This window comes from Hassallia byssoidea VB512170, from assembly GCF_000817785.2.
GTDB classification, from domain to species: Bacteria; Cyanobacteriota; Cyanobacteriia; order Cyanobacteriales; family Nostocaceae; genus Hassallia; species Hassallia carrinoi.
Window position 1 is genome coordinate 30,914 of record NZ_JTCM02000021.1, and the last position, 13,729, is coordinate 44,642.

Genomic DNA, 13,729 nt, shown 5'->3' on the forward strand with positions numbered 1-13,729 from the left:
ATTATGTCTGTTTAATTAATACTAATAAAAAGATTACAACCATCGTAGAGACGTTTCATCGGAACGTCTCTACAATATTTGGAATCGATTTACTCTGATAATAAAGTATCAGGATCGATGCCTTGAGATTGCAAATAGGCAATAAGTTTTTCTTTCTGCTGACGTTCTTGTTCAGCGCGTTGGCTTTCTTGTTCAGCGCGATCGCGTTCTTGTTCAGCACGTTGGCGTTCTTGTTCAGCGCGTTGGCTTTCTTGTTCTACCCTTTCTACTGCCCACGGCAACAAATTACCTGACTCATCCCACCAGCGCAACCAGTAACCCGTTCTAGCTTCTTTTGTTCCTTGCCAAGTCCCTAAAAATAACCTCATTGAATCAATCCAATGAAGTCCATCAGAATTAGGTTGCTGCAATTCATATCGTCCATTTTCGAGTTGGTAAAATTCTAATAACCCCCCATTTGGGTCAAAAATTATGTAAATGGGAACTTTGAGAATTTGCTCGTAGAAAAACCATTTTCCAGGGGGATAAGTTCGTTTAACTGAATATTCTCCTCCATCGCTATCGGAAATAAATTCCATCACAATTGCGGGAATATCACCTTCTAAATTCGGTGTATAGCTTTTGCGTTCTCCTAAATTTTGATTAACAGTTGCAACATAAATCCAATCAGGTGCTTTCGCGATAAATTGTCCATTTAAAGTAGCGCAAAGAGCAAAGTTTGACGCAATCAACATTTGAGGTTGAATAAATCCTGCAAGTTCTAAAATTTCACGCAAAGCACCAGCTAAAACTGGTTGTGATGTATTTTCCACAGGTTTATCCTCAAGTTGAAAATCTTCTGGTAAAGCTTCCCAAGAAATTACCAGTTCAGTCAAAGATTTTCCTTCACCGATTTGGGTTGCCATAAATGCTGCCTTTTTGTGGAATTGCTTTTATTTTATCGGCGTGAGGTTTTTTCGTAGCTTTTTTCAACGCAGAGGAACGCTAAGGTTAGCGCAGCGAAAAGTGTGGTCTTGGGGGTTTCCCCCATGAACAACTTTTCAAGACAAAGTTACGCAGAGTCTTCTTTTGTGATTTTCGCGATTCTCTTCCTTATGAGCCTTGACTATTTGCATCACTCGTGAATTTCATATACATGTGGTATTCACAGAATCCAAGAGTCAAAATAGAAAATATACGCTTTGCTAAAAAAGCCTCGCCTTAAAACTGGAGTCTGTCATCAGTGGTATTACAAGTAGAAAAAAGCACTTACGAAGCGAAAACTCAAGAAATCGCCAAACAGCTTTTAGCAGCGACGCAAGAAAATCGCTCTTTCTTCGCTTCTCTGCGCGATCAAATGCGCTGGGATGATAAATTGCTAGCTTGGGCGATGAGCAATCCTGGATTGCGGGTGCAGCTATTTCGCTTTATCGATACTTTACCCGCTTTACACAGTAAAGCAGAAATCGCCGCGCATTTGCAAGAATATTTGGGAGATGAATCTGTAGAGTTACCGGCTGCTCTCAAAGGAATGCTAAACTTTGCTAACCCTGATTCTATGCCGGGACAAGTTGCTGCGACAACCGTCGGGACAGCGGTTGAAACTCTAGCGCATAAATATATTTCTGGGGAAAATATTAAACAAGTCATTAAAACTGTTGAGAAACTGCGTAAAGAAAAAATGGCTTTCACCATTGATTTGCTGGGTGAAGCGGTAATTACTGAAACTGAAGCGCAGTTTTATCTTGACCGTTATTTGGAATTGATGCAACAACTTGTAGAAGCATCTAAGAGTTGGAATAAAGTTCCGGCAATTGATGAAGCTGATGTGGCAAAAGTCCAGGTTTCTGTAAAGTTAACCGCGTTTTATTCGCAATTTGACCCGTTAGATGCTATAGGTAGTGAAGAGCGAGTAAGTTCGCGGATTCGTACTTTGTTACGTCGTGCGAAAGAGTTGGGTGCTGCTGTTCACTTTGATATGGAACAGTACGCTTATAAAAACTTAACTTTTAGCATCTTGAAAAAAATCTTGCTGGAAGACGAGTTTAAGCAACGCACAGATATTGGGATGACAATTCAAGCGTATCTGCGTGACAGTGAGGAAGATGCACGTAACTTGATTGCCTGGGCAAAACAGCGCGGTTATCCGATTACAATTCGTTTGGTGAAAGGCGCGTATTGGGATCAGGAAACAATTAAAGCTGCACAAAAACACTGGCAACAACCAGTTTACAATGATAAGGCAGCAACGGATGCGAATTTTGAAACGATAACGCAGTTGTTGCTGGAGAATCATGAATATGTGTATGCTGCTATTGGTAGTCATAATGTACGATCGCAAGCCAGAGCGATCGCTATAGCTGAAAGTTTAAATGTCCCCCGGCGTTGCTTTGAAATGCAAGTTCTCTACGGTATGGGTGATAAACTAGCTTCAGCGTTGGTTGATAGAGGTTATCGAGTTCGAGTTTACTGTCCTTATGGGGAGTTGTTGCCGGGAATGGCGTATTTAATTCGCCGTTTGTTGGAAAATACGGCAAATAGTTCGTTTTTGCGGCAAAATATGGAAAATCGCCCGGTTGAGGAGTTAATTGCTGCGCCTAATTTAGAATTGTCTCACGCAAAGGCAAGGCAGCGCGTTGCGGGGGTGGAGGAGTTTGTAGCGACTGCCGCGCAGAGGCGCAAAGAAGAGGAGGAGGGTTTTGCTGGTGTGGCTGATACGGATTATGCTGAGGAAAAAGCAATAAAGCTTTCTCAGCAAGCTTTACAAGATGTGCGTCGGCAGTTTGGCAAGACTTATTTACCTTTGGTGAATGGGGAGTATGTCCAAACTCAGGATTTTGTTGATTCTGTTAATCCGTCGAATTTTAGCGAAATAGTTGGGAAAATTGGGCTTCTGAGTGTGGAACAAGCAGAAGAAGCGATGAAAGCTGCTAAATCTGCTTTTCCTGCTTGGAGGAAAACTCCGGTGAAGCGACGTGCGGAGATTTTGCGGAAAGCTGGGGATTTGATGGAACAACGCCGCGCTGAGTTTTCCGCTTGGATTGTTTTGGAAGTCGGTAAGCCTGTGCGGGAAGCGGATGCGGAGGTTTCTGAGGCGATAGATTTTTGTCGCTACTATGCGGATGAGATGGAACGGTTGGATAAAGGTGTTAATTACGACGTTCCGGGGGAAAATAATCGTTATATTTACCAACCACGAGGAATTGCGGTGGTGATTTCGCCTTGGAATTTTCCTTTGGCGATCGCTTGCGGAATGACTGTTGCTGCTTTGGTTGCGGGTAATTGCACGCTTCTCAAACCGGCGGAAACTTCTTCTGTAATTGCCGCTAAACTTACAGAAGTCTTGGTTGAAGCGGGAATACCTAAAGGTGTTTTTCAATACGTTCCGGGTAAGGGTTCGCAAGTCGGCGCTTATTTGGTGAATCATGTTGATACTCATGTCATCGCTTTTACAGGTTCGCAAGAAGTAGGTTGTCGAATTTACGCAGAAGCGGCAATTCTCAAACCCGGTCAAAAGCATATGAAACGGGTAATTGCGGAGATGGGAGGCAAGAATGCGATTGTTGTGGATGAAAGTGCTGATTTAGACGCGGCTGTTTTGGGAGTTGTCCAATCGGCGTTTGGTTACAGCGGACAAAAATGTTCTGCTTGTTCGCGTGTAATTGTGGTTGAACCGATTTATAATACCTTTGTGGAGCGCTTTGTCGAAGCGACAAAATCGTTGAATATTGGCGAGGCTGAGTTACCAAGTACTCAAGTCGGACCATGTATTGATGCTGCGGCACGCGATCGCATCCGCGAGTATATTGAAAAAGGACACGCTGAAGCAAAAGCTGCTTTGGAAATGCCAGCGCCCGATAATGGCTATTTTATCGGACCTGTGATATTTAGTGAAGTATCGCCAGATTCAACAATTGCTCAACAAGAGATTTTTGGTCCAGTTGTTGCGGTAATTCGCGTGAAGGATTTTGAGGAAGCGTTGGAAGTTGCGAATGGGACAAATTATGCTTTGACTGGAGGACTTTATTCAAGAACTCCTTCGCACATTGAACAAGCGCAGTCAGAGTTTGAAGTCGGGAATTTGTACGTTAATCGCAATATTACAGGTGCGATCGTTGCCCGTCAACCGTTTGGTGGTTTTAAGCTTTCGGGGGTGGGTTCTAAGGCTGGAGGACCAGATTACCTGTTACAATTCTTGGAACCGCGCACAATAACGGAAAATATTCAACGTCAAGGTTTTGCACCGATTGAGGGTGCAGATTAATCTAGGGGTGGGGTTTCCCCACCTCATTTTATATCGAACCGCAGAGGCGCAGAGGAGCCAGCGCCTTGCGGGGGTGGAGGAGTTTGTGGCGACTGGCGTGGCGCAGAGAGAGTTTGATGAGTGATTTAGTTATTAGGTTAGCGGATTTGTCTTTTGAGTTTTCGCAGATTAAGGCTATTAGAAAAATCGTTTTTCAAGAGGAACAAGGGGTAGAAGAAGATTTAGAGTTTGATGGTAAAGATGAAATATGCGACCATTTGATTGCTTTTTTGGATGATAAAGCTGTGGGAACGGCGAGGATAAGATATTTGGATGATAAAACTGTCAAAATAGAAAGGCTTGCTGTTTTATCTACGGCTAGAGGTCAAGGTATTGGTAAGAAAATTATAAATGAGGCGTTGTTAATTATAGCAAACAAGAAGATTCCGGAAGTTGTGATTAACGCCCAAGAGTATGTAAAAAATTTATACTACAAATTGGGTTTTGCCGAAGAGGGAGAAATATTTATAGAAGCGGGTATTCCCCATGTCAAAATGAGGAAAAAATTGTAGAGACGTTCCGGTGCAACGTCTGTACCAAAGTTAGGATTTTATATGAATTTATAATTTATAATTCTTCATTTTTAACCGATCGCAGAAGCGAAGCGATTTATGGCTGCCAAAAAAAAGGGAAATAAATATAATAGTCTGCTGATTCTGGGGATAATTTGGCTGATATCGGCTTTATGCGATCGCATTTGGTTTACACTAGATCGCTCAGTTCCAAGTTGGGATCAAGCAGATTACTTAACCGGCACGTTAAACTACTGGCAAGCGTTACAAAATGCTCAATGGTCAGATGCAGAATGGTGGCAAAGTTTTTGGCTGCTATCTTCTAAAATACCGCCTTTAACTTACATCATTACAGCTATTGTTCAAAATATCTTTGGCACTGGTGCAGATCAAGCTACTTTAGTAATGCTGTTATTTAGCGGAATTTTACTTTTGTCAGTTTATGGCTTGGGTAAAGTGCTGTTTAACGAGTCTGTAGGTTTATGGGCAGCTGCATTATGTCAAATTTTACCAGGTCTTTATCGCCTGCGTTTAGAATTTCTCTTAGATTATCCTCTCGCATCTGTCGTTACCTTAAGTTTTTATTGCCTCACAGTTTGGAAAGTTAGGGGAGATAGGGAGATTTGGAGACAAGGAGGACAAGGAGGACAAGGAGGACAAGAAGAATTTGTTTCCTTATCTCCCTTGTCTCCCTTGCCTCCCTTGTCTCCCTTGTCTCCCCCATCCCCCCCTCCCCCCCTCCTCCCCTCTCTTCTCTGGGCTGCTGCTTTTGGTTTATCGTTAGGATTGGCGTTTTTGGTGAAGCAAACTGCGTTATTCTTTTTGTTAACGCCGATCGCTTGGGTAGGATTTGCAGCATTACGTCAACGGCGTTGGGGACGTTTAGCACAGCTACTAGGTAGTTTATGCTTGTCGGTATTGGTGTTTGCACCCTGGTATCGCACGAATTGGTTAATTATCCTTACTTCTGGTAAAAGAGCAACATTAGATTCTGCTGTTGCTGAACATGAAGCACCTTTAAATACACTACAAGCTTGGACTTATTATTGGCATCAATTACCCAATCAAGTTTCTTTACCTTTATTACTTGTACCTATATTTGCCTTACTACTCTATTGGGGACATGTTAAGGAAGGAGGACAAGGAGGACAAGGAGGACAAGGAGGACAAGAAGACAAAGAGGAATTTGTTTCTCCATCTCCCTTGTCTCCCTTGTCTCCCTTATCTCCCCCTCTCTCCTACTCCCTGAAATGGATCGCAATATTTTGGGTAGGAAGTTATCTATTATCATCGCTCAACCCTAACAAGGACGATCGCTATGTCTTACCCTATTTACCAGTACTATCATTATTCTTGGCTTATGGGTTAACTTGTTCTCGTCATCTTTGGGGAAAGCGTACCCGCTTTTATACTGTTGGTTTGGCAATAATTTTGATGTTATTCAATCTGTTTCCTGTGGGAGGTATTTTGGGTAGTTGGATGACGCAAACTTTAAGTCCGCGATCGCAGTATTATCCTTATTTAGGAATTGAGTTACCACACCGACAAGTAATTGCCCAAATTATCCAAACTGAACCGTATCTGCGTTCTACGCTGGGAGTTTTGCCTTCTACCGCAGAAATTAACCAGCACAATTTGAATTATTATGGCGCATTAGAGAACTTTCAAGTTTATGGACGACAGGTAGGAACAAGAAAAAAGTTTCTTGAACAAGATAGGCGATCGCTTTCTTGGTTTCTCACCAAAACCGGCAATCAAGGTTCAATTCCAGAAAACCAAGCTGCCATAGTCGAAGCTGTGGAAACATCACCAGATTTCCAGCTAAATAAGTCTTGGAAGTTAAGCGATCGCAGTCTTCTGAAACTTTATCATCAAAAGCTGCCACCAATAGAAGTAAAATCTCTATCGGCAATAACCCCCCGTCGGATTATTCTATCACGAGTCACAGTCCCAAAAAAAGCGCCGCCAGGAATACCTGTACCTGTAACTTATGAATGGTCTGGCTCCTCGCAAGAGTTAGAACAAGGTTTAGTATTATTAACTTGGCGAAACACCGATAATTCAAAATGGTTACACGACCACGGTATCGCAATGGGCAATTTGCATTCCACTTCAAATCAGCATTTATCAGTTATTGAAAGGATGGCGATGCTACCAAGTGCCGATACACCACCAGGAACTTACACCTTAGAAGCAACTTATCTCAATCGAGTTTCTGGCGAAAGTTATCCGCTGAAAGTGCCCAAAGTTACTTTGCAAATCGACCCTCAAGCCACCGCTACACCAGCACCAGAGTTAGATTTAGTAACGCAATTACGCATATTAGGAGCTAATTTATCCAAGGGTGCATCGGCATTAGAGCAAATATTTGAGGAAGTAGGACGTATCAATCAATACGACCCAAATCAGGATTATTTGGTACAAGGAAGATTAACTTTAGGATATAGATTAGAGCATATTGCTCAAAACCGTGATTGGGCGTATGCTTTAGCTTTAGCAAACGTATTGCAAAGAAGAGTGAATGATGCGATCGCATCTTTAACTAAAGTAACTCAATTAGACGCAGAAAATCCCTACGCTTACGGCTATTTAGCTTTTGTCCAACTCTACAATTGGCAACCAGCAGCAGCACAAAAATCCCTACAACCTGGTTTAGCCAAAAACCCCAACATCACTGAACTAAAAGGACTTTCAGCAGTTGCCTACCTCATGCAAGGAAACATAATTAAAGCATGGCAGATTTATAGGGAATGGGGAATGGGGACTAGGGCATGGGGCAATGGGCATGGGGCATTGGTAATTGGTAATTGGTAATTGGTAATTGGTAATTGGTAATTGGTAATATTTCTTTTTTTAGTCCCCAGTCCCCATGCCCAATGACGGCAGATACTCCACGCAGGTGAACCCCAAGACCGCACAGCCAAACCTATGCCCATTGCCCATTGCCCATTGCCCATTGCCCATTGCCCATTGCCCAATTACCCATTCCCCAAATATCGCATCAATATTAACTCTAATTGAACGATACCAATCGGTTTGCTGAGATAGTCGCTAGCACCAGCTTGGCACAAGCGATCGCGATCTACAGTCATTCCCATTGGTGTCATAATTACCACTGGCAAATCTTGCCAAGAAGGTATTTGTCGCACAAGATTCAGCAAATCCCATCCGCTGACATCTCCGCTTAAATGCACATCCAACAAAATTAAATCTGGTTGAAAATTTCTTACCCGATGCAAAAAGCTGTTTGAGTCGCGAGTTTTCTGGACCTGATAGCCAATTGTCTGAAGATAATCTTGCAGCAATGTAGCAGTGTTTTCCTCGTCTTCCACAAGCAAGATGCGTTTATTAATTGTAGTAGCGGGGACACTCGGATTAGAAGATACAGGAAAAGAAACTTTAGAAGAATTATTTTCTTTCCCCCACTCCGCTGCTGACTGATGAATTTGATTTGGTAGAAACAGCATAAATCGACTACCTTCTCCCAAAGTCGATTCTACTGTCACATCTCCACCATGCATTCGTGCTAACTTGCGTGTCAAAGCTAAACCTAAACCAGTACCTTCATACTCGCGATTTAAGCGACTGTCAAGCTGTTTAAACGGTTCAAACAAAAATTGAAATTGACTTGAGTCGATACCAATACCCGTATCGGCAACTGTAAATATCATCCCTTGCGGTACTTTTTTCACCGTTAGCGAGACTTTACCCCCTGGGGTGAATTTTATCGCATTGGTGAGCAGATTTAGTAGCATTTGTTTAATTCGTCGCTCGTCGGCAATGCAAACATCTGCCTCTGGATATATTTCGGTTGTGAGTTGCAATTTTTTTTCAAAAGCGCGATCGCGCACTGTCGATATTACAGAGTTACAAATATCTTCCACTTGCAAAGGTAACAGCATTAATTCTTCTTTGCCGGCTTCTACCCTAGACAAATCAAGGATATCGTTAATCAGTGCCAGCAATTGTTCACCACTACTATATATATAATTTACATATTCTTCTTGCTTATCATTCAGCGTGCCTACTATTTTTTGTTGCAGCAACTGAGATAAACCCATAATTGCATTTAGAGGTGTACGCAGTTCATGACTCATAGTTGCTAAAAATTCACTTTTTGCCCGACTGCTTACTTCTGCTGCTTCTTTAGTTTTAAGCAATTTTAACTCAGTTCGCTTGCGTTCTGTGATATCTTCTATAATGGTGAGGAAAAATTCAGGTTGATTATTTGTGTCGTCAATCAAAGAAACGGAAATGTCAGTCCAAACTAAGCTACCGTCTTTATGTTGAAAACGCAATTCTTTCTTGAAACAATCGCGATTTTCTGCTACTATTTGTTGGTACTGTAAATCTGTAGTCAAATCTTCATAATAAATATAATCTCTAAGGCGTTTGTCACATAGTTCTTCTTGATTGTAACCTAGCATCTGACATAAAGCCGGATTACTATCTACTATCTTTTCATCCATATTTGCCAAGCTAATACCAATAGAAGAACGCTCAAACATTGCCCGGAATTTTGCCTGACTTTTTCTTAGTGCTGACTGTGCAGCGTTTCGCTCGCTGATTTCGATTGCTAGCTTGACGAAATCTGCAATTGAGGCAGCAAAATTCTCTTCTTCCAAAGTCCATTGCCGAACACTATTAATGTGTTGGTGGCAAACTACCCCCACCAATCGACTTCCTAACCAAATCGGTGCATACAGCACCGATGTAACCCCAAACATAGAAAGATGAGAGGAGAATTCTTGGGTTCTTTTGTCGTTGAAAACATCATTTACTGCAATGCTACGTTCCTCTGACAAAGCTTGAAAATAAGCGGGACAACTTGCTTTTAAAAGGGAAAGACCGGCGGTATGTTGGTTTGTGCTAACATCATATAAATCAATGCATTCAATTTTTGAATAGTCTGAGTTGTACAACCATACCCCAACTCGCTGCACTAAAAGCGATCGCGCTGCTGCTTCGGTGATTTCCTTTAATGTTGCCTGAAGATTGCCTTGCTCGAACGTATTGCTTTTTGCCAGTTGCATCAGTGTCTGGCTTTGCGGCAGACAATCTTCCGGTATGAGCAAATCCTCTTTTGTTTGCTTGCGTTCTCTAATATCTCTCACTGCCAATACTCGCATTTCTTGCTCCTGGGAATGACTTTCGCTTGTAGTTCAACGGTCAAAGTAAAACCGTTTTGTTTAACTACAACGACTTCATCGGGTTTTTCATAATTATCAAGAATATTTTTTATGATTAACTCTTGTGATTCTGGTATAATTTCAAAACTGTTTTTGCCAATCAGGTTTTTAACTTGATAACTACTCATTGTCACGAAAGCATGATTCGCATTGAAAGTAATTTCGTCGTTATTATGTGCTATTATCTTTTCAAACATTGCTGCACAGAAGCAACATATATTGATTTTGCTATCAAACATAATAGAAGAATATAATATATTTTTATCCTTAAATGATAAATTTAATATAGCTATAAGATTAAGATTTTCCGTGTTCGCAAACACAAAGAAATTTGGTTATTTTTCTAGTACTGGTTAATTTCGGTTGTTCCAAATGACCATTTACTGTAAAAAAGTGATGAAGATACTCTTTATCTACCCTCTGTCCATATTTATATCTTCCCACTGAGACTTGTGCATTCTCCTAAAGAAAGATACATATAAGACCGAATTTTGCGAGAATTGAAATAATAAGCTGTTGCGAAGGTGGAGCAATGACAGAGAGTAACGTGAGAATTGTCTCCCTAATTCCCAGTGGAACGGAGATTTTAGCCGCATTGGGTTTAACTGATATGATTGTGGGGCGATCGCACGAATGTGACTACCCTCCAGAAATCAAAAATCGCCCTGTTTGCACCCAAGCAAGACTAAACACCAATGCACCCAGCGCCGAAATTCATGATAAAGTCAACAACTTGTTGCAATCTGCCCTCAGCATCTATCAAATCAAAACAGATGTTTTAGAACAATTGCAGCCCACTCACATTGTCACCCAAGACCAGTGTGACGTTTGTGCTGTCAGTCTGGGTGATGTCGAAAAGGCAGTTGCTAGCCTTACCCACAATTCACCCCAAATTATTTCCTTGCAACCCAATGTACTCAAGGATGTTTGGACGGATATTGAGCGAGTCAGCAAAGCCTTCAACGTTGATTCAGTCAAGGTATTAGAAAATTTAGAAGCTCGCGTCCAAATTGTCAAGCAAAAAGTCCAAGGACTTTCTTTAACAGAACTGCCCAAAGTCGCTTGTATCGAATGGACTGAACCTTTAATGGTTGCTTCCAATTGGATTCCGGAATTAGTAAACTTAGCCGGAGGACAATCGCTGTTTAGCGTTGCCGGTCAGCCTTCAACTCAGTTGCAGTGGGAAACACTCATAGCTAGCAATCCAGATGCAGTCATTTTTCTGCCTTGCGGCTTTGATTTAAATCGCACTCGTCAAGAAGCACAATTATTAACTCAAAATCCAGAATGGCAAAAACTCCACGCCACCCAAAGTGGTAGGGTGTATATTACTGATGGTAATGCCTATTTCAACCGTCCAGGACCGCGACTAGCAGATTCTTTAGAAATTTTGGCAGAAATTCTGCATCCGGAAATCTTTGAATACGGTTACAAAGGAACCGGCTGGGAAGTTTTGTAATGGGGAATGGGGAATGGGGAGTGGGGAATGGGTAATTGGTAATGGGTAATTGGTAATGGGTAATGGAAATCGGATAAATTCTTCCTTGTCCCCCTTGTCCCCCTTGTCCCCTTGTCTCCCTTGTCTCCCTTGTCTCCCTTGTCCCCCCTGTCCCCCTTGTCCCTAGTCCCTAGTCCTTAGCGTTTTTCAGCCATTCTATTAGGGATTTTAAGTCACCGGAGAGTGCAGACTCACCTACGGTGATGGTATGTTGCTTACCGTTATCTTCTACAGTCAAGGTATATTGAAAGCGATCGCTTCCTCGTGTATCTGAAGCGATCGTTTGCGGTAATTCAAAGAAACCCGCAGATTGAATTAGTTGAGAAACCTGGTTAGATTCGTTTGGCGGCAGAGTAGCTGTGTCAATATTTGTTGTCCTGATTATTCCAGCAAAACCGCCCGAGCGTTCTAAGGAGATCCGCATTTTTAAGTCTCCGTCGTGTTGTATGCGCTGCGAAAAATACAAAAACTAGGAGGAAAACAGTATTATCTCCTAGTTTAGCAATAAAAGACAACACGCAGACAATTAGAAGTTATGAATTATGAATTCCTTGCGTCTGTACATAATTCCCCGTACAGACGTTCCACGCCTTACGTCTCTACAGAACTCCGACCTTTTGCCAAGCATTCTGCACTGCTTTTTGTTCCTTGCCATTATTGCCGTAGAGTTCGCCAGCAACTTGAATAGTTATTTGAGCAGCGCGTTTAAAATTTGCTTTAGAACGCAGGCGATCGCGTAAACTTATGTACCAAATTTTGCCTGCTTTTTCCCAAGCATAACCGCCAATCTCCATTGCCGCTAAGTAAAACGCATTGTTGGGAATACCTGAGTTAATATGCACTCCAGCGTTATCTTGCATCCCCCTGTAAAGGTCTTTATAATTCGCTGGTTGCGGGTCTTTACCCAACACCGGATCATCATACGCTGTCCCAGGCGCTTTCATCGAGCGGATACCTACACCCTTGACATTTGGCGCAAATAGACCTTCCCCAATAACCCAACTCGACTTATCTACGGTCTCATTATTTACTCTTTGTTTGACCATGATACCAAAGACATCAGACATCGACTCATTGAGTGCGCCAGATTCGCCAAAGTATACTAGAGCAGCTTCATACTGAGTCACACCATGAGTTAACTCATGTCCAATCACATCAATTGACTTAGTGAAGCGTTGAAAAAGCTCTCCGTCACCATCACCATAAACCATCTGACTGCCATTCCAAAAGGCGTTGTCATACTTCTTACCGAAATGCACGGTAGAGTCTAAACGCAGCCCCTTATCATCAACAGAATTGCGCTCGAAGACATCATAATACAAATCATAAGTTGCCCCAGCACTATCGTAAGCCTCGTTCACCATCACGTCACTGCTGGCAGGATCGCCCTCACTACGTACTAGCGTGCCAGGGAGTTGTTCGCCATTTTTAGCATCATAGACGGTGCGACGCTTTACACCGGGTTGGGCTTCAAATGTAATACCACCTACCACATCGCGACGTCCGCGAAGCTGTGCGGAAACATTTAATGTATGAAAAGCCCACTGACGCTGTTCAGGATTGCCATTAACAGCAACCTTTTCCAGCACATGTGGGGGGATGATACAACAAATAGGGCAGCGAGAATAAATTTGATGCTTACAGTCAAACCCTAACGATCTTTTATTGCTTCTAGCCATGCAAGATGTTCTCCTTTTTAAAAGTAAGTGATGAGAAGTGGCTTAAACTCCACTGTTGAAAGGAGCAGAAAAACCAATACCAACAGCGTATCCGTGGTTTGTCTCTCAGAAAATCTTCTACTTTCTATTTTCGACAGATCCGCTATCGATTTTACAGTACCCTCGCAGGGTACTTTTGTGTTAGGGTGTTGCATCAAAGTACAAGGGAAACGTTGATGCGGCGAGTTTCAGCCCAAAACAATAGCGTCAATCAGCAACACCTCGTTAAATACACCCAACGGGTTTATATAATAGTTCCTATTAAGGACAATTGTGCTATTTATTACTATTTTGTTAATAAAGGGGATTGGAGAATGGGGAATGGGGAATGGGGAATGGGGAATGGGGAATGGGGAATGGGGAATGGGGAATGGGGAATGGGGAATAGGGAATGGTGAGTCCAGCGCTGCGGGAGGGTTTCCCTCCGCAGGCGACTGGCGAACCCGAAGGGGGAATGGGGAATGGGGAATCGGTAAAGGAAAATCGGGAATGGGGAATGGGTAAAAACTATTAGCAATTACCAATTACCA

The 13,729-nt window shown here is 42.4% G+C and carries 11 protein-coding genes; 5 read left to right on the plus strand and 6 right to left on the minus strand.

Annotated features, from left to right (window positions below; genetic code table 11):
- Positions 1-89: 89 nt before the first annotated feature.
- The gene (locus tag PI95_RS12155) at positions 90-905 is read right to left on the minus strand and encodes a Uma2 family endonuclease (RefSeq protein ID WP_039747830.1); all 816 of its coding nucleotides are present in this window, start codon (positions 903-905) and stop codon (positions 90-92) included.
- A gap of 317 nt (positions 906-1,222) precedes the next feature.
- Here PI95_RS12155 and pruA point away from each other — a divergent pair, with 317 nt between their 5' ends.
- The 3 genes from pruA (at position 1,223) to PI95_RS12170 (ending at position 7,608) form a co-directional block, all read left to right on the plus strand.
- The gene (gene pruA / locus PI95_RS12160) at positions 1,223-4,243 is read left to right on the plus strand and encodes an L-glutamate gamma-semialdehyde dehydrogenase (RefSeq protein WP_039747831.1); all 3,021 of its coding nucleotides are present in this window, start codon (positions 1,223-1,225) and stop codon (positions 4,241-4,243) included.
- 116 nt (positions 4,244-4,359) lie between these two features.
- Positions 4,360-4,794, plus strand: a complete 435-nt coding sequence (locus tag PI95_RS12165) for a GNAT family N-acetyltransferase (protein ID WP_039747833.1) — start codon at positions 4,360-4,362, stop codon at positions 4,792-4,794.
- 99 nt (positions 4,795-4,893) lie between these two features.
- Entirely contained in the window at positions 4,894-7,608 is a 2,715-nt protein-coding gene (locus PI95_RS12170; protein WP_163518832.1) for a glycosyltransferase family 39 protein, read from the plus strand.
- Here the strand turns inward: PI95_RS12170 and PI95_RS12175 are convergent.
- From PI95_RS12175 to PI95_RS12185, 3 genes are read right to left on the minus strand one after another with little or no spacing between them, the layout of a single operon-like run.
- Positions 7,536-7,772, minus strand: a complete 237-nt coding sequence (locus PI95_RS12175) for a hypothetical protein (protein WP_163518833.1) — start codon at positions 7,770-7,772, stop codon at positions 7,536-7,538. The genes PI95_RS12170 and PI95_RS12175 overlap by 73 nt on opposite strands.
- On the minus strand, positions 7,773-9,923 hold the full coding sequence (locus tag PI95_RS12180; RefSeq protein ID WP_039747834.1) for a GAF domain-containing hybrid sensor histidine kinase/response regulator: 2,151 nt from the start codon (positions 9,921-9,923) through the stop codon (positions 7,773-7,775).
- Entirely contained in the window at positions 9,905-10,306 is a 402-nt protein-coding gene (locus PI95_RS12185) for a PAS domain-containing protein (RefSeq protein WP_163518834.1), read from the minus strand. The genes PI95_RS12180 and PI95_RS12185 overlap by 19 nt, the downstream gene beginning before the upstream one ends.
- Before the next feature lie 209 nt (positions 10,307-10,515).
- Between PI95_RS12185 and PI95_RS12190 the strand changes: the two genes are divergently transcribed.
- Complete coding sequence (locus tag PI95_RS12190) at positions 10,516-11,442, plus strand: cobalamin-binding protein (RefSeq protein ID WP_039747836.1); 927 nt, start codon at positions 10,516-10,518, stop codon at positions 11,440-11,442.
- Positions 11,443-11,611: 169 nt separating this feature from the next.
- Here PI95_RS12190 and PI95_RS12195 read toward each other — a convergent pair whose 3' ends face one another.
- A complete protein-coding gene (locus PI95_RS12195; protein WP_039747837.1) occupies positions 11,612-11,905 on the minus strand; it encodes a protealysin inhibitor emfourin in 294 nt (97 codons plus the stop codon).
- 175 nt (positions 11,906-12,080) lie between these two features.
- Entirely contained in the window at positions 12,081-13,160 is a 1,080-nt protein-coding gene (locus tag PI95_RS12200) for a M4 family metallopeptidase (RefSeq protein WP_039747838.1), read from the minus strand.
- A gap of 360 nt (positions 13,161-13,520) precedes the next feature.
- Here PI95_RS12200 and PI95_RS12205 point away from each other — a divergent pair, with 360 nt between their 5' ends.
- Positions 13,521-13,703: a hypothetical protein gene (locus tag PI95_RS12205; protein ID WP_052325287.1), complete on the plus strand. Its 183-nt coding sequence runs from the start codon at positions 13,521-13,523 to the stop codon at positions 13,701-13,703.
- Positions 13,704-13,729 lie beyond the last annotated feature (26 nt).